The following is a 26,477-nucleotide window of genomic DNA, read 5'->3' as shown; positions in this document are numbered from 1 at the left end:
AATCTAAAATTTAAAAATAGTGAACAGTAGGTGCAAATCGGATTCGGAAAACAACTGTATTTTTAGAAACAGTAGTGCAACTGCAATCTAAAAACAGTCAACTGTAGGTGCAATCTGAAATTTAAAAATAGTGAACTGTAGATGCAAACTAAAATTTAAAAAATGATGAAATGCAGGTACAGTATGATGTGTTCACTTTCATTTTTCTTCCCCGTTAATCACTTCTTGTTCTCAAACCAAACCATATACGTATCGTTTTCTATTGTTCTCTCTTCTTTTTGGACCGGTTCGGTCTGACCGTTCATTTTCAAAATCAAATCCAAGCCATCCCATGCAACAAAATCAATGTCGTCATAACGCTCATATCCTTGATTGATAAATTCATTGACGTCAACTTGCGGACTGACTGCCATCGGATTAGAAAAATCCACCAAGACAATGCTGGACGGGCAAGCCCAAAAACATCCGCTGACAGCCATCATATTGTTTGCGGGATTATAATGAATATCGCACCAAATGAAAGTTTCACCCGTTGGGAAAGAACCTGCCGGGAAATAATTAAAATCCTGCAGCGTCGTCAGGTCAAGAACACTGTATCCGTACAGATCTTTTGTAAAAAGGAGGTAGTCGTGCCCATTCTGATGGTGAAGCAGCCAAAAATAACCGCTGTTGTTGACAGTTTTGAAAGAATAGATTTCTTTACCATTTCGGTAAACAATGTTATGGCTGCCCTCTAAGTTGTACGGGTATTTCGGATTATCTTGATCATAGAAATAATCCTTTGTTAAAATGCTGATTCCGCTTCCTAATTCTCTGAGAACTTCGCTTTTGCCGCATTCCGGGATAAACAAGTGTAAGTGGATATCTGCGAGCGTATCCAGATATTCTTTTGAATCAGCTACATTTTCCATATTTTCCTGCAAAATATCACCCTTTGACAATTTATCCAACCGATCGCTTTTGATTTAGAAAGGAGCTACCGTCACCCCATACCGGATATCCCAAAAGCGTGTGGACAAACCGTTCGGCACAAAAAACACTTTATTCTTAATTTTCCGTTTTCGATGACAAAAAAACTTGAGCAGCCTTTTTTCCCGAATGCAGTCGGATCATCCAATGCGCCCACAGGACATTCTTCAACGCATTTGTTGCAGCTGCCGCACATGTCAAAACCTATTTTTTCATCCGGTATCAGTTCCGCGTCGGTCAGAACAGCACTGAACCAAAGAAGAGTGCCGTACTGCGGATTCGTCAGCAGATAATTTTTGCCGATAACGCCAAGCCCCGCAATTTCTGCGGCGTGTTTCAATGAAATGGCTCCGAAATGCTCTTTTCGACCGTCGCCTTCTATCCATTTGCCGCCCGCCGCGCTGATGGCTTTTGTTTTATATCCGTCGGCCTTGATGCGTTTGGCGACTTCTTTAGCCATATCAGTCATCGTCGTCAGCATGGCGTTGCGGCTGGCGGTATATTCGTCAATGCTGTTGAAGACATCCGGTGAAAACGTTGCGCCCAAAACAATCACGGAGCGACAATCCGGGAGAACGTCGGTTGGCTTAAAGCCTTCCGGCGCCAAATCAAAATCTTGAGAAGCGGCAATACCAACGACAACTGCGCCGGCATCCATTCCGTATCCTTTCACAATTTCCTTGGTGAGCTCAGTTGCCGTTTTCTTCTTGGCTGCCATTTTATCCCATCATTGACAAAAAAGATCTCATTGACAAAAAATACCGTTGCCTTTTCACGCCTCTAAACGTCATTATTTAGAATATCGGTCTTTAGAAATTAGTCCCACAAGATATTATCGCTTTCCTCGCGGACGATGCGGTAAAGTTCATCTTCATTGTCGACCAAACGTCGGATAATTTCGATAAACTTTTCCGCCCGCGCTTCATTTTCCGGTGTGAGATCATAAAACGCCACATACATACCGGCTTCCGGATCGGTATCCATTCCATCCATGACGTCCGGCTCATATTTGGGCAGATAGTAATTGAAAAACGCTTCCCAGTTGTAGCCGTTCATATAGGCTTCTTCATTGAGATCATACATTTTTTCGCCAATGGCAAATGCTTTTTCATGCTCAATGTAAAAGCAAACCGAGATGCTGTCGTCGTGTTTCACAACGGCGGTGTAGTCATAGAGCGTCGAATCAGCTTCAAGTCCCGCCTCAATATCATTTTCACCGCCTGAAAGATATTCCTCACACAGATGAATGAGTTCATCCACATCATCGTTATCGGGATCCAGCTCTTTACTCCGCTTCAGCAGTTCCAATGCCTGTTCTTCCGAATCCAAATAGAAATAAGCGTATGCCAGCCGGTAAAACCAAAGCGGATCGTTTTCGCCCTGTTCCTTGACGGACAGCAACAGTTGGATCGCCTTGTCATATTCGTCGTTATTGTTATACGCCCGGGCCAAAATACAGGTCAGCTCATAATCCCGTTCTGCTTCCGGAATTTCCAAAACCGCGCGGATAATTTTGTCGTTGTCGAAATTATTGTGCCATTTTTCAAGCTGCTTCATCAATTTTTGATCCATTGTTTGACTCCCGTCAATAAAATTTGTCGAAAAAAGATTGAAAAATAAATATGTAGGATCAAAGATTAATCTTTTGTTTATTTTATATCCAAAATAATTCCGAATCCCATGTAGCTGGAAATCCCATCCGGTCCAGTTCTTTAATGGAACGACTTTTTAAGAGTTCTGCAAGTCTATTTTTAAAATTATTTTCGGGATCAATTTCATTTAACAAATATTGAATACAACAGATTGAAGCATAAATTTTGTTGTTTTCAACACTTTTATTTTGAATAAATAGATTGGGGAGATTTTTCGGCAATTTGATTTCTCTTATTTTACGATCCCATAATTGCCCATGATGAGCACATATATTTCGAATGATGCTAATGCAGTGCATCCAATTATCTAAAATCTGAGGTGCATGCACACCAAAATGTAATGTTACTGCCTGTTTACAATTATCAGCTTTTAGATTTCCAAGTATTTTTGAAAGCTGACCGAAACTAACCGTTTCAATTGCAACCCAGCAAGCCGGAACCATCCAACAGGAAGAAAGGGGAGGATTTTGTTTTCCATAAGGATATTGTTTATACGGAACAGTAAAGCTTTCAACGCTTGATTCAACATTTCTGAATAAATCATCAAGAAAAAGTTGATGGACATTTGCAACTTTAAAGTAAGTGCTGTCCAAATACCAGTGACTGCCGTATGTTATAGAATATTGATAGACAATTTGATTTCGAAGAGCGATTTCGATTTTCTCAATCGCATTAAAAATAAGAGATCTGAGTTCGCTATCGAAATGATAAATGTCTAAAATATCCTCAAAAAAGATATTATTTAAAAAATATCTATCAAATGCCTTTGAATTTTGAAAAAAATCTGTATAATTTTTTAGTCGGTAATAGCTGTTATTGAGAAGAAAACGTTCTGCCAAATTTTCATCATTAAAGGAAAGACCCTTTTCCTTAAAATTAATGATTTGATTTTTTACAGAAAGAGGCAGATTATCATTAGCCATTTCGACCTTTTTGTTAATAAGAAGTAGGAACCTGCCAGTGGGCATCAATGTACCGAAGTACATGCTAAGCATAGCAGGCATTATTAAAAAAGAATATCTTATAATGATATAAATACTTATTTATTTACAATGTGTGCGGATTAGATTCTTGTCAAAACAAACTTATCCGACAATGTTTTTGACAAATGGTGTTCTTCGCCGCACTGCGGGCATTTGACCGGGTCGCCGACTTCTTTTTCGATAATGTAAATCCAATTGTTGCATTTTTTACATTTTCGAACAAGATTCATAAGCAGCCCGGTTCCGTTATTTTTGAAGAATTATTTTAAAATAATCATGAGTCCGTATAAATCAGAAACGGGTGCAGGCGGATTTCTCGGATTGCCTTTGAGAATTTGTTCTTCCGGGTAGCCGAGCTCTTCCAAAGAATAAACGTCCGCGTCGATATTTTCACTCAGCAGCAGCGCGCACACGTCCGCCGCCCCGAACTTTTCGTCGGGCAGCAGGAAAATGTTCTTGCCGGTTTTGAGTTCCCGCAAAAGCTCGTTGCGCGCCAGACTGACGTCCTCGCGCCCGTGCGCCGTGATGCAGTAAAAATTGGTCAAATTCACATGAAGGCGGGAGCACGCCAACTGAAAAGAAGAAATGCCGGGAATGACAACATCGGATTCGGTTGCGAATTTTCCGAGGCCGGAAAACATCGGGTCACCGGTGGACAAAATGACAGCGTCTTTGGGCAGCAGGTGCAGGTTTTTAAAACTTTTGAGCGTTTCAACCGGCGTCCCCGCAAGAATGTACTTTTGTGCAATTTCAAGCGCGCGCCCGGATCCGTAAACAACAGACGCGTTTTGAATCGCCGAAATGCCTTCTTCCGTGAGCATTCCCGGACCAACGCCAACGCCGACCACAATCATTCCATCACTCCCTCCATTACTTTACTGCCAATTACTGTCACTATTACTGTCAACAATTTGTCAACAATCTACCAACAATCTGTCAACCATTACTGTTTCATCAAATAATCAAATTCATTTTTGCTGTCGAGAAGCACGAGTCCGTCCCGCTCAATCACAACAATCCGGGCCCCTTTGCCTTTTTTGACCGCCATGTCAAACGCCGTTTGAATCCGTTCATTTTTCGGATCCCGTTCAATCATTTCAACAACGGTCGCATATTCGCAGTCCTTCATCATAGCCGGATTGCCCCATTTGAGAACAAGTCCGGGAAGGCCGGAAACGACAATTTCTTCCGCGTTTTTGGCGGCGGCGATGCCTTCCGAAATTCGGCTGCCGACCATAATAATATCGTAACCGGGGAACAGCATGCTGGAAATACTCATGCCTTGACGTCCTGTCGTCAGCACCAGTTTTTTGGAATGCTGAATCAGCTCGTCTTTCATTTCACCCAAATGATCGTTCCACGGCTCAACAAAACCAGTCGTTCCGAGAATGGAAATCCCGCCCCGGATGCCGATGCGGTCGTTGAGCGTTTTTTTGCTGAGTTCGACGCCGTCCGGAATAGAAATAATCACAATGAGAACAGAATCAGAATCGGTGCCGCAGATTTCATCGAAGCGGCTGGTTTCTTTGAGTCCTTCAATGACCGAATTTCGGATTTGAGCGAGCGGTTTCGGATTGATGGCGTATTCGCCGGCCGGCGTTTCAAATCCGGCGCGCTCAATAATGCCGACGCCGATTCCGCCGGTGACGATAATATTCGAAGCAGCTTTTTTGAGCATAACCGGCTCAACCGACGATTTGGGAACGATCCGCACGTCTGCGCAAAACAAAACGTCGCGGGTAATGTCGGATTCGTGGTCGTTGAAAACTTTTCGGACGCCGGATTTACCGTCTTTGGCAAAAGCGGCCGGCATTTCCGCCCGAAGGCCGATGGGCGTCGGAACGGAGATGATCGTTTCCGGAGAAAGTTCTTGGCGGAGAGACAGAACCGCAGCTTTGGCAGCGGCAGCCGACGTCGTGCCGGTTGTAAATCCGCGCTTTAAATAAGACCCGTCGCTTAAAACGACCGCCAATCCCTTTTCCACCAGCTTTTCAAGTTCGTTTCGCGGGAGAGGAGATTTAGCCAGCCACTCCTCGGGAATTTCAAAATCATTGACGGGATCTTTCATAAAAATCATAAGGTTTGCATCGTATTTGCATATTTTCATTTTGAGGCGACAGTCGTTTTTCCAAATAAGAAGGAAAAAATAATTTAAAAATAAAAACGAAATAAAAAAATAAACAAAAGCAAAAGATGCTTTTATTTATTGTTTTCTTTATTGCTTTTTCTTTTCGTTGGCAATGGCGACGATTTCATTCACACAGGCGACCGCCATCGGCGTTCCGCCGCGGGTGCCGACGCATGTGATCGACGGGACCGGAATTTCTAAGTCGCGCACCATTTCTTTGGATTCGGCGGCGTTGACAAAACCGACCGGCGTTCCGACAATCAAAGCCGGACGCAAGCCTTTTTCAACCATGCGGCAAACGATAATGGCGGCGGACGGCGCGTTGCCGATCGCGATGATCGCGCCGTTTAAGCGATCGCGGCAAGCCAAAAATCCGGCAGCGGTTCGTGTGATGCCGTATTGTTTGGCGATTTCGGCGTCTTTGTCTTCATCCAGAACACAAATAACCTCGCAGTTGTGTCCCATTTTCGTAATACCGGCTTTCACCATGCTGATGTCTACGAAAATCGGCGCGTCTTTTAAAACGGCGTCGACGCCGGCGTCAATCGGGTTGTGCCGGAATTCCATGATTTCCGCAACGGAAATGTCGCCGGTGGCCACGGCACAGCGCTGGCGGATCCGGTCTTCCGGCGTGTTGTTGCCGACCACGCCTTGAATGTAGGTCCGGCTTTTCATGTAAATGGTTTTGGCTTCGTCGGTACTGGCGCCGAAATCGGAACAGGATTTGATAAATTCAGGGTCGATTTCAATTGAAAAGGACGCCAGCTCATCTAACGTTCCGTATTCTTTGTTTTTGTCCTGCAGTTGTGCCATATTTTTTCCCCAATTTGAATTATTTTTAAATTTATAAGTTATCTGAGATATAAATTGAATAATTTAAATATTCATCCAAAAAAGTATCTTTATAATGTATCTTTATAAAGTATCTTTAGAAAGCATCTTTAAAAAATACCGTTTAAGTATCATTTTTCAAAAAAAGATCTGATTTGAATCAGATACTTATTGTTCGGATTCATTCCTAATAAGTCTATCCCTGAATTCTCATTTTTCATTTCATGGAATATGAGAAATTCAAGGACAATCTCAGGAATTAATACTCATACTTTTTTTGATATCCCCGCGGCGTAATAATTTTGTCGCCGTTCGAGCTTTTCCAGATGCGGGAATCGGCGTTACAAATGATGATGGCAGTTCTCATGTCCACCCAGTCGTTGTAATTCAAAACGTCGCCGAGCGTTGTGACAATGATTTCCTGTTCATCGCCGCGAAGCGCGTTTTTCACGAGGCCTACCGGCACATGCGCCGGTTTGTATTTTTGAATGATCGCAATCGCGCGCTCAAAATTGGAGGTTCTTTGGCGGCTTTTCGGGTTGTACAGCGAAATGATGAAATCGGCCTGCGACGCGAATGAGAGCCGTTTTTCAATGACTTCCCACGGTGTGAGCAAGTCGCTGAGACTAATCGTTGCGGCGTCCGTCACGACCGGCGCGCCGAGAACGCTGGCGCTGGCGAGCATGGCGGTGACGCCGGGGACGACTTCAATGTCGACGTCTAAGTTGTTGCGCTCCGCCACTTCAATAACAATGCCGGCCATGCCGTAAACGTTGGCGTCGCCGCCGCTGACCATGACGGCCACATGGTTTTCCGCCATTTTGACCGCTTCTTTGGCGCGGTCGACTTCCTGGCCCATGCTGCTTCTGTACACATTTTGATTGGTGATGAGCGATTCAATTTGATCCAAATACGTATCGTTGCCGAGAATGTAATCGGCGTTGACGATGACGTCTCTGGCGTGAACGGTGAGCTGTTCCACGGAACCGGGACCGATTCCGACAATGTAAAGCTTTCCTTTTTTAGATTGATTGTTATTTTGCGATGGCAATGGTAACTCTCCCATAGACTTTTTTCTGAAAGATAAGTTGTTGATGATCTGATAAAGCTAATGCAGCGGGCTCAGCCACGCCTTTTAAGCCGAAGCGCGACGCTTCGGATTTGGATGTTGGTTCATATTGATTCAAAATATCGTCCGGCAAAAACCGTATTTCTTTGCCGAGGGTTTTGGCGGCGGCCAAAAGCCCTTCTTCGTTTTCCTTGAGGGTCGACGACGCCAGCAGGTCAATGTTGTCGAGCGCAACGCCCGCTTCGGACAAAGCCGACGCGACGGCTTCTAAGACTTCGGATTCGGTCACGCCGCGGCGGGCGCCGATTCCCATAATCATGCAAATCCCCTGTTCTTTTTGTCCAGTTCGTCCGATTGATCGACAGGCAATGTTTTTCCGTCTTTTCGTTTGACAAGAACGGAAACGTCTTCGTCGACGACGACGATTTTCGCACCGGAAATTTCTAAAACGTCCACGTTGCTGTCTAAAAGAGAACTATTGACAACAATTGTGGATTTTTTATTTTTGACAACGCAGCCCAATTTGTCGGCAATTCCCTCAACGGACGGCTTTTGATGAACTTCGGTGGCAGTTGTAATGACCGGAGTCACGCCAAGTTCCGAAAGCCGGCGAACGGTTTCGTTTCCGCCGTGATGACCGCCGAGAACCGGAATCGCGAAATTGAGACCGGAATCCACGACAACCAAGGCCGGATCGTCCCATTTGCTGCCGAGGTACGGCGCAATTTCGCGAACGGCAATGCCGGTCGCGAACAGGGCGACAACCACATCGTATTTGGAAAAAATGTTTTTAAAAATGCCTTTTTCGTAAAGAACGACATCGCCGTTTAAGTGCGCTGCGACTTTGTTGGCGGCGGCGGTGTTTCGCTCAAACGTTAAAACGGCAATTTTTAAATCCATTTCAAATCCCGGCTTTGTTTTGTTAAATTGAAATTGATATTGAGATCGGATGGTAATGATAAATGGTGAGATAGATGGTGAATTTCAATGAAATTGGCAGAAATTATGAAATGAAAGGAGTTGAACTGAAAAATCAGTCCAACGGGCCTTGTTTCACGCCGTAAAGGTAAGATTTGGCGTAATTTTTCGGATCCACAACGTCGCCGATGATGATCATGGCGGACCGTTTGATGCCGGCGTCTTTCACTTTTCGGGCGATGTCTTCCACCGTTCCGCGAATGACGGATTCGTCTTCCCAGGAGGCGTGGAACACAACAGCGACCGGTGTTGTTTTCGGACAGCGGACTTTGTTCATGATTTCCTCAATCTTTTGCGTGCCGAGGAAAATCGCCATGGTCACGCCGAGTTCCGAAAATTCCGGAATTTGGTCGGTTTCAAGCGTTGTGCCGGCCGGGCGTGTAATGATTAAGGAGTCGGAAACATTGTTGAGCGTAAATTGCGTTTCAAGCGCCGCGGCAACGGCGAAAACGGACGAGACGCCGGGCACGCGCTTGGCGGTAATGTCGTATTTTTTCAATTCTTCGGTTTGCTCGACAATGGATCCGTAAAGCGCCGGATCGCCGCTGTGCAGGCGCACGACCATTTTGCCGGCGTTCACGGCGTCCACGGTCATTTTGGTGGTTTCGTCCAGCGTGAGGCCGTAACTGTCCACACATTCGCCTTTGGTGTAGTTGAGCACCTTTTTGTTGACCAAAGAGCCGGCGTAAATCACTAAGTCGGCTTTTTTGAGCAATTCTTTGCCTTTGACGGTGATTAATTTTTCATCGCCCGGACCGGCGCCGACGATATAAATTTCATTTCGGACAGTCTTTTTGGATTTCTTGTCCTTTTTATCGTTCTTGATCTTGTTCTTCTTTTCAGTCTTGATTTTGTCTTTTCCTGCCATCGGTTTCCCTCCGTTCATTCTTCGTTTCGTTCTTACTTTTTGGCGTACATAATACTGAAATAGTTCCCTTCTTCCGGAATTTTGTCTTGATCTTTAATGATGACTTCGCGGTCCGAAAACAGCCGTTCCGCAAAAATGAATTCCTTGTATCCTTGTTTCTTGAATTTGTTCATGATGTCGCGCGGCTTTCTGGCTTTGAGGTGAATCATGTAGCCGATATCGGATCCGTCGTGAACTTCAAAAGAAGATTCGACGGCGACGCCCATTTGGGATGCGCAGGACGTGATGGAACTGATGCCGGGAACGGTGGCCGTTTGAACGTCCGGCGCCACTTCAGCCATCACTTTTTTCATGTGGGTAAAGGTGGAGAAGAAATTCGGGTCGCCGATGAGGCAAAACGCAACGGTTCCTTTGCGGGCGTACTCAGCGACTTTTTTCGCGTTTTCCGTCCAGATTTCGTTGAGCTTTTCCTTGTCGTAAATCATGGGGAAATCCAGATACTCCGGCTCTTCCGTCACATACGGGCGCACCAAGTCGGCAGCCATTTCGCCCGGCACGAACACTTTGACGCTTTCTTTTAAGATATTGACCGCTTTAATTGTGAGCAATTCCGGGTCCCCCGGACCCAATCCGACACCATATAACATTTTTTGTTCTCCGATTCGTATTTTTAGAAATATTTAGAAATAAAATGAATAAATGAATAAGAAATAAGATAATTTGATTATTCTTTGCGTTTCGCGCACATAATGTACACCGGGTTTTCCGGCTTAAACATGGTTTCGCCGGTCAGTTCTTCGCTTTTGGAGGCGATGATGTGCACGGTTTCGTCGTAAACGCCGAGTTTTTTCATGTGTTCGATGACGCGGACGACCGTTTCAATTCGGACGGCGTTCACAATGATAGAACGAGCGCCTTTTTCGACCAATTGATCCAAAACGGCGGTGATGTTTTTCGTGCCGCCGACAAAGGCGCAGTCGACGTGGTCCAACTTAGAAATGACATCGGCTGATTCGCCGAGCGTAACGGTGGCGTCGACGCCGAAATTTTTAAAGTTTTGAGCGGCAACGGTTGTGGCCGCTTCACGGGCGTCAATCGCGTAAATGGTTAAGTTGTCCGCGAGGCGCGTCGCTTCAATGGAAATCTAACCGGTTCCGCAGCCAACGTCCGCAAAAACGTCGCCGTCCCGAATATCGAGTTTAAAAAGAGAAACAGCCACGATTTCCGGTTTGGTCGGTCCGCCGCTGACGCCGATAAGTTCACGCATACATTTCACCAATTATGATTTAACCCTAAATTTCATGTCTGTTATTCATTATTTTTGTCGAGTAACAAAAATGAAGGGCTTTTTTATGAATAAATATTACGGTAATAGAGCAAAAATCCCACAAACCAAAAAATCAAAAATCATCTAAATTTGACTTTTCGGACAGATTTTGAAAATTAAACATCTAAATCAGTTTGTTTTATTTTATATCTTTTCCTTTGTTTGGGTCTTTTTTCATTTGGAGAGTTATTTTTCTTAAACTGTCCGGATCTTTTTTTCAACTTCTTGATTCAAATTTTGACGCCAAAGAGAAGATTTTTAAAAAAATCAAAAGAATTCCGAAAATCAAAACACGAAGATTTCGCATGTCTTTTTATGAATATTTTCGGTTAAATCGTTATCTTAAATGATAACATGTTTTATCCAAATCTATGGCCTTTATATTCAAAGAATCGCCTATTCACCATTACTTCGTTGGTACAGCGATAAAATGGACTTTTGATCTTTAATATTTTTTGATTCTTTGAAAATGGGGTCGTCTTCAAAGTTGATCAAAATGAACAAATTTAATCCCAAAAAGATTGCATTTGAAAATAAAGTCAATTTTAATTGTTAAAATCAACAGTTTTATTATCTTATGTTATCTTATGTTATCTTATAAGACGATAATGTTTAAATCATTCGTTAAGCCTTATGTCATAACTTTTATGAATTATTTTAAAAACCGGAAAAGGAGTTTGAAAAACATATGCATATTGCAGAGGGTTATCTTCCATTGCCTTGGGCAGCCTTTTGGTGGATCGTTACACTTGTCATCCTTGTCATCGGAATACATCAGCTCAATAAAATGGTCGCCAAAAACAGAGAAGCATTGCCGCTTTTGGCATTATCGGGCGCCTTTATTTTTGTTTTGTCCAGTTTAAAACTTCCGTCAGCGGTCGGCGGTTCTTCATCACACCCAACCGGAACAGGATTATCATCCATTATTTTCGGCCCGTTCATCACGGCTGTATTAGCCGCAATCGTTCTGATCTTTCAGGCCCTTTTTATTGCACACGGCGGCCTGACGACATTTGGAGCCAATTGTTTTTCAATGGGTTTCTTCGGTCCGTTGTTGGCCTGGTGCTGCTACAAGATTCTCCCGAAAGGAAAAATCAGCATTTTTATCAATGTGTTTATTTCAGCATTTATTGCCGATTTGGCAACATATATCATGACGTCGCTTCAACTGGCGTTGGCGTTTGGCTTAAAAGGCGGCATAGAAACGTTTATCGACCAATTAACAGTCTTTTTGGGAATATTCGCCTTGACACAAGTTCCGCTGGCCTTCATTGAAGGAATCATCGTTGTGATTGCCGTCATATTCATTTCTTTGGTGAAAGGAGACTTTTTGGTTAAAGCAGGCACCTTCACGGAAGAGCAAGTCAAAGGAATTGCCGAATTCAGCCGGGGGGGAAAGAAGTGAAATATAAAATCATTTACCTTTTGGTGGCCATTCTTTTGCTTTTTGGCATTTATTTCATCTACCAGACAACAATTATGGATTCCGAATTTGGCGGCGCTGACGGCGAAGCGATGGATTACGTCCATGAAATCGACCCGAATTACGAACCGATTGCAGAACCTCTTTGGGAACCGCCGGGCGGTGAAACCGAAAGCCTGTTGTTCTGTTTGCAGGGCGCAATCGGCGCCTTGATTATCGGCTGGTTCTTCGGCTATTATTATGCGATCAACAAGATGAAGAATGCCAAAAACGCAAACAACTAACTTAACATGATTTGTGCCGGATTCGGCGCAAATTCTTTTTTTATTTTTCTGTTTTGAGTTTCTGTTTTGTTTGTTTTTTTGGCGAGCGGTCTGCGCGCGCGTTATGGCGATCGTTTTTCTTTTTGAGTTTTTAGAAAGCAATGGGCAATTTTTGGAAAAATCAAGCAAATGACCCGAACACTTTTAAAGATGTAAAGCAAGCCCTCCCGAGCACTTTTAAAGATGTCAAGCAAGCCCTCCCGAGCACTTTTAAAGATGTCAAGCAAGCCTTCCCGAGCACTTTAAAAGATGTCAAGCAAGCCTTCCCGAAAAATCAAACGCTTTGCGTTTGATTTTCTCGGAATCCGATGAAATGGGATTGGTACAGCAGCAACGGATGCAACCCGGACCAGGAAACAACTGTATTGTTAGGAAACAGTAGATGCAAACCGGATCAGGAAACAACTGTATTGTTAGGAAACAGTAGATGCGAACCGGACCAGGAAATAACTGTATTTTCAGAAACAGCAGGCGCAAACTGAAATCTAAAAGCAGCCACCCGTAGGTGCAAACTGAAATCTAAAAAATAGTCATCTGCAGGTACAATCTGAAATTTAAAAATAGTGAACAGTAGGTGCAATCTGAATTTTTAAATCAATGCATCTTACGGATCAGAATCCGCAAAATACAGACGCAAAGCGTCTGATTTTGCGGGATGGTTTGCTTGACATCGTTTAAAATCGATATGTGTATTTTGTAAGCAAAAGAAAAAATGTGTGCCATTACGCGCGCATAGCCGCCCATCATGGAATAATTTCGCAGCTGTTGTATTCGATGTGATTTGAAAAATCCCCGATATCGATCTTTCCGTCCGCAATCAATTTTTCGACATCGGGTTTCACACGTTGAAGCTCGCCGATCAGGAACCGAATGGTTCCGCAGATTTCTTTGAAGCCGTCGACGCCCCATTTCATGGTGGCGTTTGCGTAAAGGCAGCGGCCGCCGCAAATGTCGAGGATGTCACAAGCTTTGCAAAGGCCGGAGACGTGAATCACGCGAAGCCGGTTCGGGTTTTCGTGGAAAATGTCGCCCGAATAGAAATCGCTCATACCGCTCATGACCGGGCACGGCGACAATTTGCCGTCGGTTTGAACGTTGTATTCCGTCCAGCCGGCGCCGCACCGCAGATGCGTTTTTTTGCCCAGCAAAAGCGAATTCATAATGCCGACGAACGGATACATTTGAAGAACGGTGCCGCCCGTTTTCATCGTTTCCACCCAGGTGTTCACCAGCCGGCGGATTCCGGGGTTGTAGCTGTCGTCCAGCCATTGGCGGAAAGTTTCCTTGCGGTTCTTGTAATCGTTGCGCCAGAACAGCGCGTTGAGCTGCCAATGAACGCTGTCAAATGAGAAATCAGGATTGGATAAGAGGTGCATGACGCTTTCATAAATGTCGGTTTCTTCCTGAACCGTCATCCGGGCAATAATTTCCCCGGAGAATCCTTTTTGGCGCGCGATGGTCGCGTTTTTAGCAATCGTGTCGTACACGCCAATCCCACGATAATAATCCGTCAGTTCGCGGTTACCGTCAATGGAAATAGAAATCGTGTGCAGACGCTGAAGATAATTTGGGGGAACTAAATCGAGCTGGGTACCGTTTGTGTGCAGCAAAAAAGTTTTGGCAGGGATGGTGTCCATCATCTCGGTCATTTTATCGAGTTCGAGAAGCGGTTCGCCGCCGTAAAAAATCACAACAGCGTCTTTGTCCTTTGAAATAAAATCAACTAATGCTTTTGTTTCATAGCTGATTTGTTCGGGAACGTCGTAATCGACCGCGATCCCGTCGTCGAAATCATCAAAACAGTCGCAGACTTCGCCGTAACAATACCGGCATTCCAAATCGCACGCCATTGTCAGCGTTACAAAAAAGTTAACCATACATTTCTTCCTATTGTACTTTATTTTTGATTTTTCCATGGGAAGAAATGTATTTAAAGGTTTTTTAAAATTACAAAATTTATTCCATTTTATTAGCGAATTTGACTTCAATATCGGTAAGACACATTAAATTAATTGCTTTCTGTGTCAATTCTTCTGAAAAATTATTATTTGTAACATGAATTATAAGATTTTTCAGATCGTCGTAAGTGCTCTTTTCACTTTTCTTTTTTATGGATTTCAACAAAATGTCATTTTCTGATAATGCATCTTCATAATATTGAAGTGCATATTCTACATATTTAATCTTTTCATATTTTTGCAATACACATATGCGCCCGTAAATTTTAGATTGTGTATACTTAATATGTTCTAATGCAATTTTTAGTTTATCATTTTCGGGTAATGAAGGATTATTTTCAGTATCATATCTCGCAACTTTTACGTAGTCTGCTGCTAAAAGAAGGTGCGATTCCGAATCAGAACACAGCCACAAAATACTTTTTGCACGTTGATGCTTGAATTGCGGATTTTCATTCATATTATCTGCTAAACCTTCATAAATATACTAAATGAGGCTACCACCCCTGCTATAGAATATGTCATTTATTACATCAAATTTAATGAAATCCAGCATTTTTCTTGAAATAAAGTACTCATCTGTCTCAGATTCTTCAATTTTTTCATATATATATTTATAGGCATCCAATATATTATTATGATTTTCTTTATCGTTTGCATATTCATTTAACACTTTCAACAAATAATATCGTGCATTTACAATTATTTTTCCTCTTGTGTCTCTTCTTGAGATTCCAGAAATATTTTCATTGAAACTATACTCAAAAACTGTTGGAAAATTATCTACTAAATTTTGGCATTCTTTGTGAATATTAAAATAATTCATAGAATTGAAGTTAATTTCTTTATTTGTTGCAAGAAGAAGCAATGGAACCATTTTTTTAGCTGAATTAATACCTGACATATTAAATTGAGTATAGTCATTGGAAAAGTCTGATGAAAGTTTGCAGAGGTTATCTAAGATTGAAAGATGGATTTTTCTACCGTATTTTTTAACTGATGTCCATTGCAAAAATTTAGGAATATTACAATTTGAAAGAAGAGAATTAAAGGATTTTAATTCCCGTTCACTAAAATGATTTTCAATCTCGGTTGTTTCATATAGATCGTTTGAATCGTATAAATCAATAGATTTTCGTTCCGATGAATTAATTGCAATAACAAAAATAATGCCTTGCTTTTCCCAACGAGTCTTATTGTTTATTATCCATATCAAATGCTGTTGTTCCAAGCAACCTGTATCAAAAATAAGTGCCCTTCGATCCTCAGACACTAATTTTTTAAGAATTTCAAAATCTATTTCTATATTCGATGGGAAAAAAAATAAATTTTTATCTTTAATAGATTCACAAATATCGATAAGACAAAAAGTTTTTCCTGAAATTCGGCGCCCGTAAACAATATGAATAGGGTTTCTTTTTAATTTATTCAAAATAGATTTAATGGCATCACGACTTATAAAAAAATGAGGTTTATATATCGTTTTATCATATGGGACACGAACCAAATTATTAGAATTTAGAAGATATTCCATATTTGATAACCTTTTAGGAATAATCGAAATTGTCGGATCACAATAAAAATCAATAAATGCATCTTCCGACTTAATGGAAGGTACGGATGATAATCTAATAACATCATTATAGAATGTGTTATAATCATTTACAATGACACATGTAGTTACCCCAAAATCTTTCAATAAAATTTTATCTTCAGATGATAATGGTTCTGAAGAAACATAATAGGTTTTACGTTGTTTATGTCCGTTTGCTATTGCAGAACGTATAACCGAAAGTAAATCACGTTCTTTAATCAGGCTACAACCAATGTATAGTAGATTATTTTCAGCAAAATCCGTCTTGAACCTTGCTAACATATCCTTATTATTCATTAAACTTTCAGTATATTGTCGGCTATTAAGAATTAATTCTTCATTACTATGTAAATAAAAATGAACATCCCCATGAATCTTGAAAACCGTTTCAAAATTGCTAAAGTAATCTTCATTATAATCGCGTCGAGGTAAAATAATCTTATATTTTGGACAATTGGTTTCAATACCATCATCAATATTTAATGTATAAATATATCGCCAATTTATATCCAAAAAATGTATTTTATTTTCAGGAAGTTTTACGCCTGTGAAATTTTTTATAAAATACTCATGTTGGTCTTTTTTAGGCACAGTTTCTTCAAATAAAGTGCATATTTCTGAAAAATCATATTTATTATAAAATTCTTTGGAATTTCCACTTGCTTTTGACAAGAACTCTATAAGGTGTTTTAACATGGTATTACCATCAGGAACCGATCCCGAATTAGTAGCACATCCCCACGTAAATCCAGAACCAATAACAGGTATTAATTTCCTCTCATTTATCAATTCTATAATTTCCTTTTGTACCTTATCATCCGACCAATTGCAATTTTCGATCAACACGACCAACCTCACATATATTAAAATTTAAAACTTATTACTCTTTTGCTCTTTTTTGGCTGTTCGCTTTTGCCTTAGATTGTCCCGGCGTCGGTTTTAACGGAATGCCGAAAATGCTGTACGAGAAAAACACACCCAAAATCAATTGAACGATCAGGAAAAGGCCGACACCGCTCAAAAGGTGTTTCAAAATCATTTCCGGGAACAAGTTGAAGTAAAGTCCGCCGTAAAGAACGATCAACGACAGCACGAACAGGATTTCGTAGACGAAAAGCCACGTGTTCTTTTTGGAGATTTGGAAATAGCGCAGCAAAATGAACCAAACGACGACGTTGATGGCCACAAGCGCAATAATAATGTAACCGGCGAGCGGCAGTAAGTTTTCAGACGTCACCGCCATGTCGGCCGGCAAAAAGAAGTATTTCAGCGTGATGATGACCAGAATGTCCAGCATAAAATTCATGACGCCCAGCTTTTCCTGTTTTGACATGCTCATAATTATTTTTCCCCCATTAAACACAACAGAATAATAAAAAGAATTCAAAATCGCTCCTCTAAAACTGTTATGAATTTAATTAAGGTTTGTGGTTCTCATACCAAAATAGGCGGCAATTGTGTGTGACACCTGTTCCCGATATGGACCCGCAAGTTCAGAACGCCGAGCGCCGAAGGCGTGAGGCGGGCTGAACTTGGCGGATAACTCTAAAAGTAAGATACGATGGCAGAATCAGTAGATGTATAGTTTTAGATTCCAATTGCACCTACTGTTAACTATTTTTAAATTCCAATTGCACCTGCTGTTTCTAACAATACAGATCATTTCTTGTTCCAATCTGCACCGCCGTTTCTGACAATACAGTTGATTCCTAATCCAATTTGCACCCGCAGTTTGCTGTTAAAATTGTATCTGTTTGCGGTATCCGTAAAATACAAACGCTATCGCGTTTGATTTTACGGGGTGGTTTGCTTGACATCTTCAAAAAACGACCCCCGCCTCCTAAAAACGCAAAATGAAAATGTGTCGCCATAACGCGCGCGCAACAGCTCGCCAAAAAAATGAAACAAAAAGAAAAAATAGAAAAAAAGAAATAGAAAGAATCAATCTCCGATTTTCTCTTTTATTTTCCGGTAGCAATCCTCAAAGATTTGCTGGTTGCCGCCGCCCAGCCGAATGACGTCGAAATTGTATTTATCGGCGAATGTTTTGGCGTTTTCTTCCACATTTTTGGTGTAACAAAGACCTGTTTCAAGAACGGCCGCTTGTTTATAACCGGACGCCTCAAACATGTATTTGTTCATTTCATACATCTGCTCGTTTGTAAAGCCGGAAGCTGCTTGCCCGTAGCCGAAAAAATCTTCCGTGGCGTACCGGGCGTACATCGGCGTTAAAATAAATGTGCCGACGCCTTTGAAACTCTTGAGCAGCTGCGCGTATTTGGCCCGGCCGCCGACGGCGCCGCCGATGCAGTCGTCAATGATAATGCCGTCCGAATCCCGGAGAATCAAAACCGGACAGTTGTCGTCATGGAAATCCTCTTCCACGGTCAGCAAAACGTTGCCGCAAAGGCCGTAGAACAGAAAAACGCCGTCGACTTTCGGCATCATGATCGGCAAATCGTGATAGACTTGCACCTTCAGTTTTTTCGGAACTTCATGAAGACCTAAATCCAGCTGCCAAATCACCAAAGAAACCGTCGCCGGATCATAATCAGGTGATTCCGGGTCGTCCAGCGTGCTGCACGCCGGCAGCGGCAATTCATTCGGATCTTTGGACCGGATGCGGTCCGGCAAAACATCAACAGACGGAATGAGTTTGTAAGAAATATCCAATTCGTCCAATTTTTGAACAAAATCAATGTGTTCGCCATTCTCAACAATCAAAACGTCTCCAATATCCGAATCGTTTTGAATCAAATGAACAATTTCATCCTGAAGCATTTTACATGCCAAAATTCCCAATATAGACATTAAATCACTCATATCCTTTGTAAATTGACATCAAGTAATCACAATCAAAACATTGGCAACCAAACCATACAACCAAACTATACAACCAAAAAATCCCCCTCAAACACATACAATCATATTTTTTAATTTCAAGAAACAAGTGTCAAAAACTTTCTGATTACCACCGCTCATTTCGAAAATTTCAAAATTATACATCTCGGCGAACCGTTTGACGTTCTCGGATGTGTCGCCCGTGTATGTCAGCCCGGTCTCTAAACGGGCAACCCGTTTGTAATTGGACGCCTCAAACATAAATTTGTTCATTTCAATAATTTGTTCCTCGGATAGCTTTTGAACGGCGCTCATCCGCTTGTATTGGAAAAACTCATCGATCGTCGCCTCATACATAGGCGTAAAAATAAAAGTGCCGACGCCGCCGAAGCTTTTGAGCAAATTGGCGTATGTTTTCCGGCTGCCCAGCGTCGCCCCGATGCAGTCGTCCGCAATGTTACCATCCGGATCACGAAGAATCACAATCGGACAGATTTCTTTGAAATCTTCTTCCACGTCGCCGAGAACGTTGCCGCAAAGCCCGTAAAGAAGCAAAATACCGTCTGCCTTTTTTGAAAATTCGGTCAGCCGGTCATAAACTTCCACCTTCAAGCGTTTCGGCGTTTCGTGGAGACCAAGTTCCAATTGCCAGACCACTAACGAAAGTTTGCCGGAATCAGCCGCAGATTTGTCAATGTCCGGAAGTTCCGAAACACTGTCAACCGGTTTAAAATCAATGTTGCAGTCCCGCAGTTTGTGAACAAACTCGATGTGCTCGCCGTTCGTGACGACATAAACCGATTCAATGTCCGGATTTTGCTGAATCAAGTAAACAATTTCATCTTGAAGCATCTTGCATGCTAAAATTCCCATCGTTGCCATAAAAATCACATATCCATTAAATAAAAAAAATATCACTCAATGAAAAACAAATTAGAGCTAATATCCGATTAAAGATTAATAAACCCTTTGAAATATTCGAACCGAAATGGAAGATGATAAACAGATCATTTTTGAATGATGGTTAAAAAAACGGACCCTTTTTGACGATTTATAAAAAACAGCCCCGACTTTTGACAATTTGTAAAAAGCCGACGTTATAACGCGCGCGCACGGCGCCGCCAAAAAAACAGATAACAAATAATAAAAAACAAAAAAATCAAAAACACAAGTCTGAAAATGAACAAAAAAAAAGAGAAAGAAAGTTGAGTTTTTCAACTCAACTCTTTTTTAAATATCACTTGTGGTGAGCGTCTTCAACAACTTCCACAACAGGTCCGTCGAGGTCTTCTTTTCCGTTGATGAAAATGGATTTCCAGTACTTGAAAACCTTGGGATCGAATTCCAAGATAAAGACGTGGACGATCAATTCAAAGACGAAGAAGTACGTCAAAGCGAGGTGGACCCAGCGGATGAGTTCGAGGCCGTTCATGTTGAACCATTGACCGATCCAGTTGAAGATCCAGGTGATCCATTCCGCGATCGGGAGACCGAGGAGAGACCAATCCACTTTGTAGAGAACGATACCGGTGATGAAGATCAAGAAGATACACATTCCTTCCAGAACGATCAAGATCTTAAACATCGGGTGAAGTTTCGTCACATAGTGGCCGGTTTTCTTGTCATAGACGGTAAACGGCGGGTATTCAGCTTGCTTTCCGAAGAAGTTGAGAATCATACCCTTCAAGCGCAAGTAGTCATCTTTTCCAAAGATGTACCCGTTCTTAAAGTGGCTGACAACGCCCTTAATGCCGCCTTCGGCGTATCCTTCAGAGAAGATCCCGTACGGCACCAAGAACCAGTTGGTCACAATCAAAACCGGAACGGCGATCATGTGCCAGGCGCGTGCGTTGTGGAACGTCACAAAGTCCCAGCGGAAGTAGATCGCAAAACCGGTGAAGAGAAGAACCAGCATAGCGATGGCGTGGAACGTGTGCGTCCAGCGTTCAACCCAGTTGTAACGTTGAACCGTTGCCTTCTCATCAGCGGTTGCCTGAACTTTCTTGGCGGAATTTGTTTTGTTGTCCTTTACATTTTCGGTCATTTACATAACCCCCTCAGAACAACTCGTAGTTTCTCGGAGCGTTCTTGCCGGTTGCGTCAATGGTGTGAATCGCACAAGCGATACACGGGTCATAGGAACGGCCAACGTGCATAAGCGCGATGGGGTTCGTGAAGTCAGCGCCAAGAACGTTGTCGATACCGGAAACCGCGTTTCCGACGAGCGCTTGCTCAACCGGGCTCGGAATTCCGTTTTCGTCTCTCGGACACAAGTTCCAGGTACTCGGCACGATGGCTTGGTAGTTTTTAACTTTACCGGAGCTGTTGGTGCTGACCCAGTGGCCGAGCGCGCCGCGCGGAGCTTCCCAGAGTCCCATGCCTTGGCCGTCTTTGGCGGCTTTGAAGTCGAGCGGAACGGAGAACTTGCGGTCTGCGGGGTCGATAGCGTTGAGCCAGTTGACGATTTGGTCGGCCAAGATGGCGGTTTCGTGCATGCGGGCAAGCACTCTGGTGTAAACGTTTGCCGGAGACATGCCTGCGTCAACGAAGGCTTGGGCGAGTCCCATGATAAGCGGGTCTTGAGCGACGATCAAGCGGGCCAGCGGACCGACTTCGGCCGGAACACCGTTGTAGCGCGGTGCTTTGAGCCAGCTGTATTTGGAGTCAACCGGACCTTCATAGTTAATTTGGTTCGCGTCGGACACCGGAACAGTGGTTCCGTCGTACGGGTGTCTGGAAACAACGTCGTCTTCGTAGAAGGCGCACTGGATGCTTTCGGTAATCTTGGACGGGTCGAGTTCTTCATATTTCAAGCTGCCGGACATAACACCGGAGGTCATGAAACGCTCGCCGGCTTTGCTTTCCGGAGAGTAGCCGTCTTGGTCTCCCTTGTAGTAAGAACCATAAGAGAGGAAGCTGATTGTGTTCGGGTTGGTGTAGCCGCCGAGTTTGTCGAGTCTTAAGCTGACCGGAAGACCGAGGAGCTTCTCACCGACAAGTTCGGAACCGAACGCTGCGAAGAGTTCGACGTCTTTCCAGCCGTTGGCTCTGGAGAAGTCATTGTTTTTGGTCTTGTTGACCAAGCCGGATAAGTGGTCGACGACGAACTTAACGGCTGCGGCCGGGGAGCTTGCTTTCGCTGTGTTGGCCACCCACTGGTCAACCGGAACACCAAGGGTGTAGTTGTTGACGAAGTCCATGACCTTTAAGTAAATCGCTGCGGCTTTTGTGATATCGCCGGCGTCCGGGGTGCATGTGACACCGCCGGCACGGGTAACGGCCTGGTGGGGCATTTTACCGCCGAAGAGAGCGATGGCTTCCTGGAGTCTTTTCTTTTCCGGGATCGCATTGATGTAGCTGCTTCCGACCGGAATCGGTTTTCCGTCGATGGTGTAGCTGATCGGTGCAAAACGGCCGACCAATTCGCCCCAGACGGATTGTCCGGTCGCGCCGAGACCCAACTGGGAGCTGGTTAAAACGTCTCTATATCTCGGGTTGGCCAAGTCGGGACCGAATAAAATGTAGATGTGCGTCGCGTGGCTGGCAATCATGTTGGCAGCCTGGATGAAGTTTCTGACGGCGAGCGCGTTTTGCGGGATGCTTTCGGCAACGCCGTAAAGGTCATCGAGCGCATTGGTCGCGGTCATGGAGTGGGAAATCGGACAAACACCGCAAATTCTGGCAACGTGAAGGGAAGCGTCTCTCGGGTCTTTATCTTGGAGCATTCTTTCGAATCCTCTGAAAAGCATACCGCCGCTTTGTGCGTATGAAACATATCCTTTGCTGTCGACTTCGGCAGACACGCGCATGTGTCCTTCGATTCTGGTTAACGGGTCAACTGTAACTTTTACCATTTTTCATCACTCCTTCTTCATTCTGCGGACAGCGTGAACGCCGGCTGCAACAACAGCGATACCGATGACGGCCGCTGCGACCATTCCCATGTTGACGCCGAATAAGATTTCGGTGCTTTCTTTTTCTTCATAGAAAGGCATGGATCCGTTCGGGAAGATGGGTTCGACACAAGCAATGCAGGGACCGCCGGCTTGCATACACAAGCTGGTGCCGTCGTTCCACTTGCGGAGAGCGCAGTCTGCGTGAACGTACGGGGCCTTGCAGCCGATTTTCCAGAGACAGCCGCCTTGTGCGATGTCTTTGTCGAGAACGCCTCTGTCATAGTATCCGCGGCGCGGGCAGTTGTCGTGCAAAACAGCGTTGGGCGGATAGAAGACTTTCGGTCTGCCGTCGGCGTCAAGCCAGCTGGTGTCGGTCAAACTGAATTTGTTGAGTAAAAGTCCCGCAACGGTCAAGAAGAACCAGTCGGGGTGGGCCGGGCAGCCGGGCAAGTTAATGCAGGGCTTGTTGATGCCGAGAAGTTGGAGCATGCCACCGTTTCTGTCGGACTCGGTTTGCATAACGCCTTTGAAGTCGCAGTAGTCTTTGGTGGCGCCGTCGGTGACGGTAATTCCGCCGTAGGTGGCGCAGGTTCCCATCGCGATGATGGCGTTTGCGTTCTTCGCCGCGTGTTCGAACACGGATTTGAAAGTGTTTCCGCCGTACATGCAGATTTTTCCGGTTCCGTCGGGACCGTTTCCGATTGATCCTTCAACGACAAGGATGTAGTTGCCGGCTTCAATCAAGTTGTGGAGAAGAATTTCGGCGTTTAAGTCTTGTGTGTTCACAAGTTCGCCGTCGTTGAAAATACCCTGCTGCGCCAAAAGCGTTTCGTGGTAGGTCAAGCTGATGTTCAGTTGGCGAAGCGCGTCTGCGAATTCCGGTTTTTCACCGTTGAGCGCAGATTCTGAACAGCCGGTACATTCGGCGCCATGAAGCCACAACACTTTTGTTTCAGAGAACGAAATTGCGTCTGCAAGTTGAGATCCGTAAACCGAAACAAAGCTTGTTGCTCCGAGGGCCGCGACCGCCTTTAAAAACGTGCGGCGGTCCATCTTGAGGACATCAAGATTTTTGAATTGATCAATGATATTTAATTTTTCACTAGCCATTTGAAAACCCTCTACTGTAAACATTAATTAATAGTAGCCTGAGACTATATCCTACATGCTGTATATAAACGTTTTCCATTAATCGTAATTATAAAACGTGTTGAATGGACGGATTCGGATAGAATTTATAATGATAAATATATATTAAAAATGAAGGCGCGGGCATTTTCAAAAATAGAATCAAGAGACACATAATTATCAAATAAAAAAAGATTTGTGTCGACGAAATTTTTTAACCGGTTCGACGGAACAACCGGAAAATTTAAAAAAAATTGACATGGTTTTACATCGAATTAAAGATTGATTTATAACGATTTTACACAAAAAACAGGAAAAACGGATCCGAACCAATGCGGCCACACTTTGTTAAGGCCTTCCATTATTGTTCTTTGTTTTTAACGGTTTTGACGTTCCAGTTTTCCATATCCTTTAATTCAAAAAAAAGCTTGAGGATATCGTTGTCTTTGCCGTTCCAGTAGAAGTCTTTTTTGAGCGTTTTTTGCTTATCGAGTTCTTTAAAAAAAGAGACGGTTAAATTGTAAAGCGCTTTTTCGGACGAGAACGGAATGTTAAAAGTCACGCGGTATTTTCCGTTATGGCGCCCGTAAGTGACCAATGTGTAGCCCATGGTCTGATACATCGGAATATCGTCAAAATCGCATAAGATTTCCATTTCGTGCGACGTGGAGTTGTCGATGACGGAAATGCTTTTGAGGATTTTTCCGATCGAGTAGTCGGTGACTTGACGGTTCAGCGCCATGGAAATTTTGCCGTAAGTACAAACCAGTGTGATATTTTCATTGCCCATTTCAAAAGAAACCAAATTCTGCGGGTTGATTCCCGGAATTTTGGCATCGATTTTTTCCGGAGATTGAAAGTCTTTTTGCAACAAATAAAACACCATCCAACAAAGGCTTGTCAAAAACAATACGCGAAGAGATACTAACTGAATAATAATTATAATTTTTGCATTCGGATACCATCAAATAGAACACCCAGATTTAAAAATTTTCCTAAATATAATCATAATAAAAACGGAATAAAATACCATAAAAATAAAAAATCATAGATTTGCAGATGGTAATATAGAACAAAACCGACTATTATGAGTATCCAAACATAAATGATGAACAAAAAACAGAAAGAAGATAAATAAAAAAGAAAATAAAATAATGCGGGAAACGCATTATTTTGTCGACACCAAAGTGCTGATTAAAGAATTGTCCTTCCGGAGCGTTTTTAATTGGTTGGCCGGTCCGATGACGGTCAATTTTTGCTGGCCGGAATCTTTTTTGAGTAATTTGCCCAAAAACGACGCGTTGTTTTCGCGGGGGTAGCTTTCGATTTCAAGACCGACGAAATCGTCGTGGATTTCGCTCATGGTCATTTCGATCAATTTTGCTTCTTCCATCGGATCGAGTCCTTTTTCAAGCACCATGATTTTGCCTTTGCGGACTTCATCGATGATGTAGCGCACCTTTTCGGTGGAACCCATTTTGGATAATTTGGCGTCGGAAACCAAATCTAACTGAATATCGCTCATGTGAATCACCCGAATTGTTTGGCAACCGCTTCGTAAAACGTTTCCATGTTGGTGCCGTCAAGCGCGGAAATCGCGATGAACGGGTGCTGCGGGAAAGCTTCCCGGATGGCGTCCGGATCCGAAGTCGGCAAATCGATTTTGTTGGCGACGATCAGCAAGGGGAGCTTTCGGGCTTCCATGTTGCCGATCACGGTCACGTTGACTTGGGTGTACGGGTTTTCCGTCGCGTCCATCACCAGAATGACGCCGTCCAAATCGTCCAGCCATTTGACGGACTCGATAACGCCTTCTGTCGCTTCTTTGGAGCGTTGTTTGGATTCTTTTTCGCCCATGCCTTCTTTCATGAAGTCGTGGAAGTCGATTTTGGTGGCCAATCCCGGCGTGTCGACGACGTCGAGACAGATTTTGTTGCCCTTGGATTCGATTTCCAGCTTGTGGTGGCGCTGCGCTTTACGGGTTTCGTGCGCAATGTGAGAAACGGAACCGAGCGGTTCTTCGGAGCTTTCGTCTCTCCAATCTTTCACAATGCGGTTCGCCAATGTGGTCTTTCCGGCATTCGGCGGACCATAGATACCGATGCAGGCATTTTTCTTCTTGAATAATTTACCGAAAAATTTTGAAAATCTATTTTTGACGCTGTTAACGACACTCATGTTTTTCCTCCAAACGGGAAAATAGACTAGACTCTACTAATAAACAAATAAATGGCGAATTTAGAACTATCGCTCTTGAATTGAAATTGTGTATATATATTTCGGAAGGGAAATATAGATAAGCAAAAATGTTAGACCTAGTATTTATAAATTTCATGACATTTCATTCAGTCATTAAAAATATATTTAAAGACACACAGCCGTTTTATGAAACAGTAGAACGGGCAAACATCTCGAATGAAACTATATATAATAAGCGGATTATAGTAATGGTACATTTGCGGCTCTTAAGCCATGCTTGACCGCATTTTGTGATGAATGATTCAATATT

31 protein-coding genes are annotated in these 26,477 nt (G+C 43.3%); 4 read left to right on the top strand and 27 right to left on the bottom strand.

Going from position 1 to position 26,477, the window contains the following annotated elements; translation table 11 throughout:
* Nucleotides 1-218: 218 nt before the first annotated feature.
* The 15 genes from MsAg5_RS04785 to MsAg5_RS04715 all read right to left on the bottom strand — a co-directional run bounded on the left by MsAg5_RS04785 (nucleotide 219) and on the right by MsAg5_RS04715 (nucleotide 10,745).
* A complete protein-coding gene (locus MsAg5_RS04785; RefSeq protein WP_338099483.1) occupies nucleotides 219-923 on the bottom strand; it encodes a hypothetical protein in 705 nt (234 codons plus the stop codon).
* 59 nt (nucleotides 924-982) lie between these two features.
* A complete protein-coding gene (locus MsAg5_RS04780; protein WP_338099482.1) occupies nucleotides 983-1,687 on the bottom strand; it encodes a 4Fe-4S binding protein in 705 nt (234 codons plus the stop codon).
* Between the two features lie 98 nt (nucleotides 1,688-1,785).
* A complete protein-coding gene (locus tag MsAg5_RS04775) occupies nucleotides 1,786-2,541 on the bottom strand; it encodes an Imm51 family immunity protein (RefSeq protein ID WP_338099481.1) in 756 nt (251 codons plus the stop codon).
* A gap of 82 nt (nucleotides 2,542-2,623) precedes the next feature.
* A complete protein-coding gene (locus MsAg5_RS04770; protein WP_338099480.1) occupies nucleotides 2,624-3,625 on the bottom strand; it encodes an Abi family protein in 1,002 nt (333 codons plus the stop codon).
* A 59-nt stretch (nucleotides 3,626-3,684) separates the two neighbouring features.
* A complete protein-coding gene (locus tag MsAg5_RS04765) occupies nucleotides 3,685-3,834 on the bottom strand; it encodes a hypothetical protein (protein ID WP_338099479.1) in 150 nt (49 codons plus the stop codon).
* A 30-nt stretch (nucleotides 3,835-3,864) separates the two neighbouring features.
* Complete coding sequence (locus MsAg5_RS04760) at nucleotides 3,865-4,458, bottom strand: cobalt-precorrin-7 (C(5))-methyltransferase (RefSeq protein ID WP_338099478.1); 594 nt, start codon at nucleotides 4,456-4,458, stop codon at nucleotides 3,865-3,867.
* Nucleotides 4,459-4,547: 89 nt separating this feature from the next.
* The gene (locus MsAg5_RS04755) at nucleotides 4,548-5,672 is read right to left on the bottom strand and encodes a cobalt-precorrin-5B (C(1))-methyltransferase (RefSeq protein WP_338099477.1); all 1,125 of its coding nucleotides are present in this window, start codon (nucleotides 5,670-5,672) and stop codon (nucleotides 4,548-4,550) included.
* A 147-nt stretch (nucleotides 5,673-5,819) separates the two neighbouring features.
* Nucleotides 5,820-6,545 carry a precorrin-8X methylmutase gene (locus MsAg5_RS04750; protein WP_338099476.1) on the bottom strand — a complete coding sequence of 242 codons (726 nt, stop codon included), beginning with the start codon at nucleotides 6,543-6,545 and terminating at the stop codon, nucleotides 5,820-5,822.
* Between the two features lie 277 nt (nucleotides 6,546-6,822).
* Nucleotides 6,823-7,629, bottom strand: coding sequence for a precorrin-3B C(17)-methyltransferase (gene cobJ, locus MsAg5_RS04745; RefSeq protein ID WP_338099475.1), 807 nt, complete (start codon nucleotides 7,627-7,629; stop codon nucleotides 6,823-6,825).
* Complete coding sequence (locus MsAg5_RS04740; RefSeq protein WP_338099474.1) at nucleotides 7,598-7,951, bottom strand: cobalamin biosynthesis protein; 354 nt, start codon at nucleotides 7,949-7,951, stop codon at nucleotides 7,598-7,600. The genes cobJ and MsAg5_RS04740 overlap by 32 nt, the downstream gene beginning before the upstream one ends.
* Nucleotides 7,948-8,532: a cobalamin biosynthesis protein CbiG gene (locus tag MsAg5_RS04735; protein WP_338099473.1), complete on the bottom strand. Its 585-nt coding sequence runs from the start codon at nucleotides 8,530-8,532 to the stop codon at nucleotides 7,948-7,950. Before MsAg5_RS04735 ends, MsAg5_RS04740 begins: the two co-directional genes overlap by 4 nt.
* Nucleotides 8,533-8,665: 133 nt before the next feature.
* Nucleotides 8,666-9,478 carry a cobalt-precorrin-4/precorrin-4 C(11)-methyltransferase gene (locus MsAg5_RS04730; protein WP_338099472.1) on the bottom strand — a complete coding sequence of 271 codons (813 nt, stop codon included), beginning with the start codon at nucleotides 9,476-9,478 and terminating at the stop codon, nucleotides 8,666-8,668.
* A 32-nt stretch (nucleotides 9,479-9,510) separates the two neighbouring features.
* Nucleotides 9,511-10,125 (bottom strand): cobalt-factor II C(20)-methyltransferase, encoded by a 615-nt coding sequence (locus MsAg5_RS04725; protein ID WP_338099471.1) that lies wholly within the window; start codon nucleotides 10,123-10,125, stop codon nucleotides 9,511-9,513.
* Between the two features lie 77 nt (nucleotides 10,126-10,202).
* The gene (locus MsAg5_RS04720) at nucleotides 10,203-10,469 is read right to left on the bottom strand and encodes a hypothetical protein (protein WP_338099470.1); all 267 of its coding nucleotides are present in this window, start codon (nucleotides 10,467-10,469) and stop codon (nucleotides 10,203-10,205) included.
* A 153-nt stretch (nucleotides 10,470-10,622) separates the two neighbouring features.
* Entirely contained in the window at nucleotides 10,623-10,745 is a 123-nt protein-coding gene (locus MsAg5_RS04715; protein ID WP_338098447.1) for a class I SAM-dependent methyltransferase, read from the bottom strand.
* Between the two features lie 748 nt (nucleotides 10,746-11,493).
* Between MsAg5_RS04715 and MsAg5_RS04710 the strand changes: the two genes are divergently transcribed.
* The 4 genes from MsAg5_RS04710 (at nucleotide 11,494) to MsAg5_RS04695 (ending at nucleotide 13,033) form a co-directional block, all read left to right on the top strand.
* Nucleotides 11,494-12,210, top strand: coding sequence for an energy-coupling factor ABC transporter permease (locus MsAg5_RS04710; protein ID WP_338099469.1), 717 nt, complete (start codon nucleotides 11,494-11,496; stop codon nucleotides 12,208-12,210).
* Nucleotides 12,207-12,512, top strand: coding sequence for an energy-coupling factor ABC transporter substrate-binding protein (locus tag MsAg5_RS04705; RefSeq protein ID WP_338099468.1), 306 nt, complete (start codon nucleotides 12,207-12,209; stop codon nucleotides 12,510-12,512). The genes MsAg5_RS04710 and MsAg5_RS04705 overlap by 4 nt, the downstream gene beginning before the upstream one ends.
* Before the next feature lie 140 nt (nucleotides 12,513-12,652).
* On the top strand, nucleotides 12,653-12,844 hold the full coding sequence (locus MsAg5_RS04700) for a type II toxin-antitoxin system HigB family toxin (RefSeq protein WP_338099466.1): 192 nt from the start codon (nucleotides 12,653-12,655) through the stop codon (nucleotides 12,842-12,844).
* A gap of 15 nt (nucleotides 12,845-12,859) precedes the next feature.
* Nucleotides 12,860-13,033 (top strand): hypothetical protein, encoded by a 174-nt coding sequence (locus MsAg5_RS04695; protein ID WP_338099464.1) that lies wholly within the window; start codon nucleotides 12,860-12,862, stop codon nucleotides 13,031-13,033.
* A 261-nt stretch (nucleotides 13,034-13,294) separates the two neighbouring features.
* On the opposite strand, the gene MsAg5_RS04690 is transcribed toward MsAg5_RS04695, so the two are convergent.
* The 12 genes from MsAg5_RS04690 to MsAg5_RS04635 all read right to left on the bottom strand — a co-directional run bounded on the left by MsAg5_RS04690 (nucleotide 13,295) and on the right by MsAg5_RS04635 (nucleotide 26,146).
* Entirely contained in the window at nucleotides 13,295-14,428 is a 1,134-nt protein-coding gene (locus MsAg5_RS04690) for a TIGR04084 family radical SAM/SPASM domain-containing protein (RefSeq protein ID WP_338099463.1), read from the bottom strand.
* Between the two features lie 79 nt (nucleotides 14,429-14,507).
* Complete coding sequence (locus MsAg5_RS04685) at nucleotides 14,508-14,969, bottom strand: hypothetical protein (protein ID WP_338099462.1); 462 nt, start codon at nucleotides 14,967-14,969, stop codon at nucleotides 14,508-14,510.
* Nucleotides 14,970-14,996: 27 nt separating this feature from the next.
* Complete coding sequence (locus MsAg5_RS04680; protein WP_338099461.1) at nucleotides 14,997-16,949, bottom strand: SIR2 family protein; 1,953 nt, start codon at nucleotides 16,947-16,949, stop codon at nucleotides 14,997-14,999.
* 34 nt (nucleotides 16,950-16,983) lie between these two features.
* Complete coding sequence (locus MsAg5_RS04675; protein ID WP_338099460.1) at nucleotides 16,984-17,442, bottom strand: hypothetical protein; 459 nt, start codon at nucleotides 17,440-17,442, stop codon at nucleotides 16,984-16,986.
* A 602-nt stretch (nucleotides 17,443-18,044) separates the two neighbouring features.
* Entirely contained in the window at nucleotides 18,045-18,896 is an 852-nt protein-coding gene (locus MsAg5_RS04670) for a DUF1638 domain-containing protein (protein WP_338099459.1), read from the bottom strand.
* 117 nt (nucleotides 18,897-19,013) lie between these two features.
* Nucleotides 19,014-19,826, bottom strand: coding sequence for a DUF1638 domain-containing protein (locus MsAg5_RS04665; protein ID WP_338099458.1), 813 nt, complete (start codon nucleotides 19,824-19,826; stop codon nucleotides 19,014-19,016).
* Between the two features lie 355 nt (nucleotides 19,827-20,181).
* On the bottom strand, nucleotides 20,182-20,988 hold the full coding sequence (locus MsAg5_RS04660) for a cytochrome b/b6 domain-containing protein (protein WP_338099457.1): 807 nt from the start codon (nucleotides 20,986-20,988) through the stop codon (nucleotides 20,182-20,184).
* 13 nt (nucleotides 20,989-21,001) lie between these two features.
* Nucleotides 21,002-22,798 (bottom strand): nickel-dependent hydrogenase large subunit, encoded by a 1,797-nt coding sequence (locus MsAg5_RS04655; protein ID WP_338099456.1) that lies wholly within the window; start codon nucleotides 22,796-22,798, stop codon nucleotides 21,002-21,004.
* 6 nt (nucleotides 22,799-22,804) lie between these two features.
* Nucleotides 22,805-23,950, bottom strand: a complete 1,146-nt coding sequence (locus MsAg5_RS04650; RefSeq protein WP_338099455.1) for a hydrogenase small subunit — start codon at nucleotides 23,948-23,950, stop codon at nucleotides 22,805-22,807.
* 379 nt (nucleotides 23,951-24,329) lie between these two features.
* A complete protein-coding gene (locus MsAg5_RS04645; RefSeq protein ID WP_338099454.1) occupies nucleotides 24,330-24,839 on the bottom strand; it encodes a hypothetical protein in 510 nt (169 codons plus the stop codon).
* Between the two features lie 297 nt (nucleotides 24,840-25,136).
* Complete coding sequence (locus tag MsAg5_RS04640; protein WP_338099453.1) at nucleotides 25,137-25,493, bottom strand: DUF2073 domain-containing protein; 357 nt, start codon at nucleotides 25,491-25,493, stop codon at nucleotides 25,137-25,139.
* Nucleotides 25,494-25,498: 5 nt separating this feature from the next.
* The gene (locus tag MsAg5_RS04635) at nucleotides 25,499-26,146 is read right to left on the bottom strand and encodes an Era-like GTP-binding protein (RefSeq protein ID WP_338099452.1); all 648 of its coding nucleotides are present in this window, start codon (nucleotides 26,144-26,146) and stop codon (nucleotides 25,499-25,501) included.
* Nucleotides 26,147-26,477 lie beyond the last annotated feature (331 nt).

Origin of the sequence: Methanolapillus africanus, from assembly GCF_032714475.1 — an archaeon.
Taxonomy (GTDB): Archaea; Halobacteriota; Methanosarcinia; order Methanosarcinales; family Methanosarcinaceae; genus Methanolapillus; species Methanolapillus africanus.
This window is presented reverse-complemented; position numbering and strand designations above follow the sequence as displayed.

Excerpts from the sequence above, each read along its gene's own strand:
- MsAg5_RS04650 (WP_338099455.1), bottom strand. The coding sequence starts at position 23,950 with ATGGCTAGTGAAAAATTAAATATCATTGATCAATTCAAAAATCTTGAT.
- MsAg5_RS04740 (WP_338099474.1), bottom strand. The coding sequence starts at position 7,951 with ATGATTATGGGAATCGGCGCCCGCCGCGGCGTGACCGAATCCGAAGTC.
- MsAg5_RS04640 (WP_338099453.1), bottom strand. The coding sequence starts at position 25,493 with ATGAGCGATATTCAGTTAGATTTGGTTTCCGACGCCAAATTATCCAAA.
- MsAg5_RS04750 (WP_338099476.1), bottom strand. The coding sequence starts at position 6,545 with ATGGCACAACTGCAGGACAAAAACAAAGAATACGGAACGTTAGATGAG.
- MsAg5_RS04635 (WP_338099452.1), bottom strand. The coding sequence starts at position 26,146 with ATGAGTGTCGTTAACAGCGTCAAAAATAGATTTTCAAAATTTTTCGGT.
- MsAg5_RS04695 (WP_338099464.1), top strand. The coding sequence starts at position 12,860 with ATGAAATGGGATTGGTACAGCAGCAACGGATGCAACCCGGACCAGGAA.
- MsAg5_RS04725 (WP_338099471.1), bottom strand. The coding sequence starts at position 10,125 with ATGTTATATGGTGTCGGATTGGGTCCGGGGGACCCGGAATTGCTCACA.
- MsAg5_RS04775 (WP_338099481.1), bottom strand. The coding sequence starts at position 2,541 with ATGGATCAAAAATTGATGAAGCAGCTTGAAAAATGGCACAATAATTTC.
- MsAg5_RS04715 (WP_338098447.1), bottom strand. The coding sequence starts at position 10,745 with ATGCGTGAACTTATCGGCGTCAGCGGCGGACCGACCAAACCGGAAATC.
- cobJ (WP_338099475.1), bottom strand. The coding sequence starts at position 7,629 with ATGGGAGAGTTACCATTGCCATCGCAAAATAACAATCAATCTAAAAAA.
- MsAg5_RS04770 (WP_338099480.1), bottom strand. The coding sequence starts at position 3,625 with ATGCCTGCTATGCTTAGCATGTACTTCGGTACATTGATGCCCACTGGC.
- MsAg5_RS04675 (WP_338099460.1), bottom strand. The coding sequence starts at position 17,442 with ATGAGCATGTCAAAACAGGAAAAGCTGGGCGTCATGAATTTTATGCTG.
- MsAg5_RS04700 (WP_338099466.1), top strand. The coding sequence starts at position 12,653 with ATGGGCAATTTTTGGAAAAATCAAGCAAATGACCCGAACACTTTTAAA.
- MsAg5_RS04710 (WP_338099469.1), top strand. The coding sequence starts at position 11,494 with ATGCATATTGCAGAGGGTTATCTTCCATTGCCTTGGGCAGCCTTTTGG.
- MsAg5_RS04730 (WP_338099472.1), bottom strand. The coding sequence starts at position 9,478 with ATGGCAGGAAAAGACAAAATCAAGACTGAAAAGAAGAACAAGATCAAG.
- MsAg5_RS04660 (WP_338099457.1), bottom strand. The coding sequence starts at position 20,988 with ATGACCGAAAATGTAAAGGACAACAAAACAAATTCCGCCAAGAAAGTT.
- MsAg5_RS04655 (WP_338099456.1), bottom strand. The coding sequence starts at position 22,798 with ATGGTAAAAGTTACAGTTGACCCGTTAACCAGAATCGAAGGACACATG.
- MsAg5_RS04780 (WP_338099482.1), bottom strand. The coding sequence starts at position 1,687 with ATGGCAGCCAAGAAGAAAACGGCAACTGAGCTCACCAAGGAAATTGTG.
- MsAg5_RS04760 (WP_338099478.1), bottom strand. The coding sequence starts at position 4,458 with ATGATTGTGGTCGGCGTTGGCGTTGGTCCGGGAATGCTCACGGAAGAA.
- MsAg5_RS04665 (WP_338099458.1), bottom strand. The coding sequence starts at position 19,826 with ATGGCAACGATGGGAATTTTAGCATGCAAGATGCTTCAAGATGAAATT.
- MsAg5_RS04685 (WP_338099462.1), bottom strand. The coding sequence starts at position 14,969 with ATGAATGAAAATCCGCAATTCAAGCATCAACGTGCAAAAAGTATTTTG.
- MsAg5_RS04690 (WP_338099463.1), bottom strand. The coding sequence starts at position 14,428 with ATGGTTAACTTTTTTGTAACGCTGACAATGGCGTGCGATTTGGAATGC.
- MsAg5_RS04755 (WP_338099477.1), bottom strand. The coding sequence starts at position 5,672 with ATGAAAGATCCCGTCAATGATTTTGAAATTCCCGAGGAGTGGCTGGCT.
- MsAg5_RS04735 (WP_338099473.1), bottom strand. The coding sequence starts at position 8,532 with ATGGATTTAAAAATTGCCGTTTTAACGTTTGAGCGAAACACCGCCGCC.
- MsAg5_RS04765 (WP_338099479.1), bottom strand. The coding sequence starts at position 3,834 with ATGAATCTTGTTCGAAAATGTAAAAAATGCAACAATTGGATTTACATT.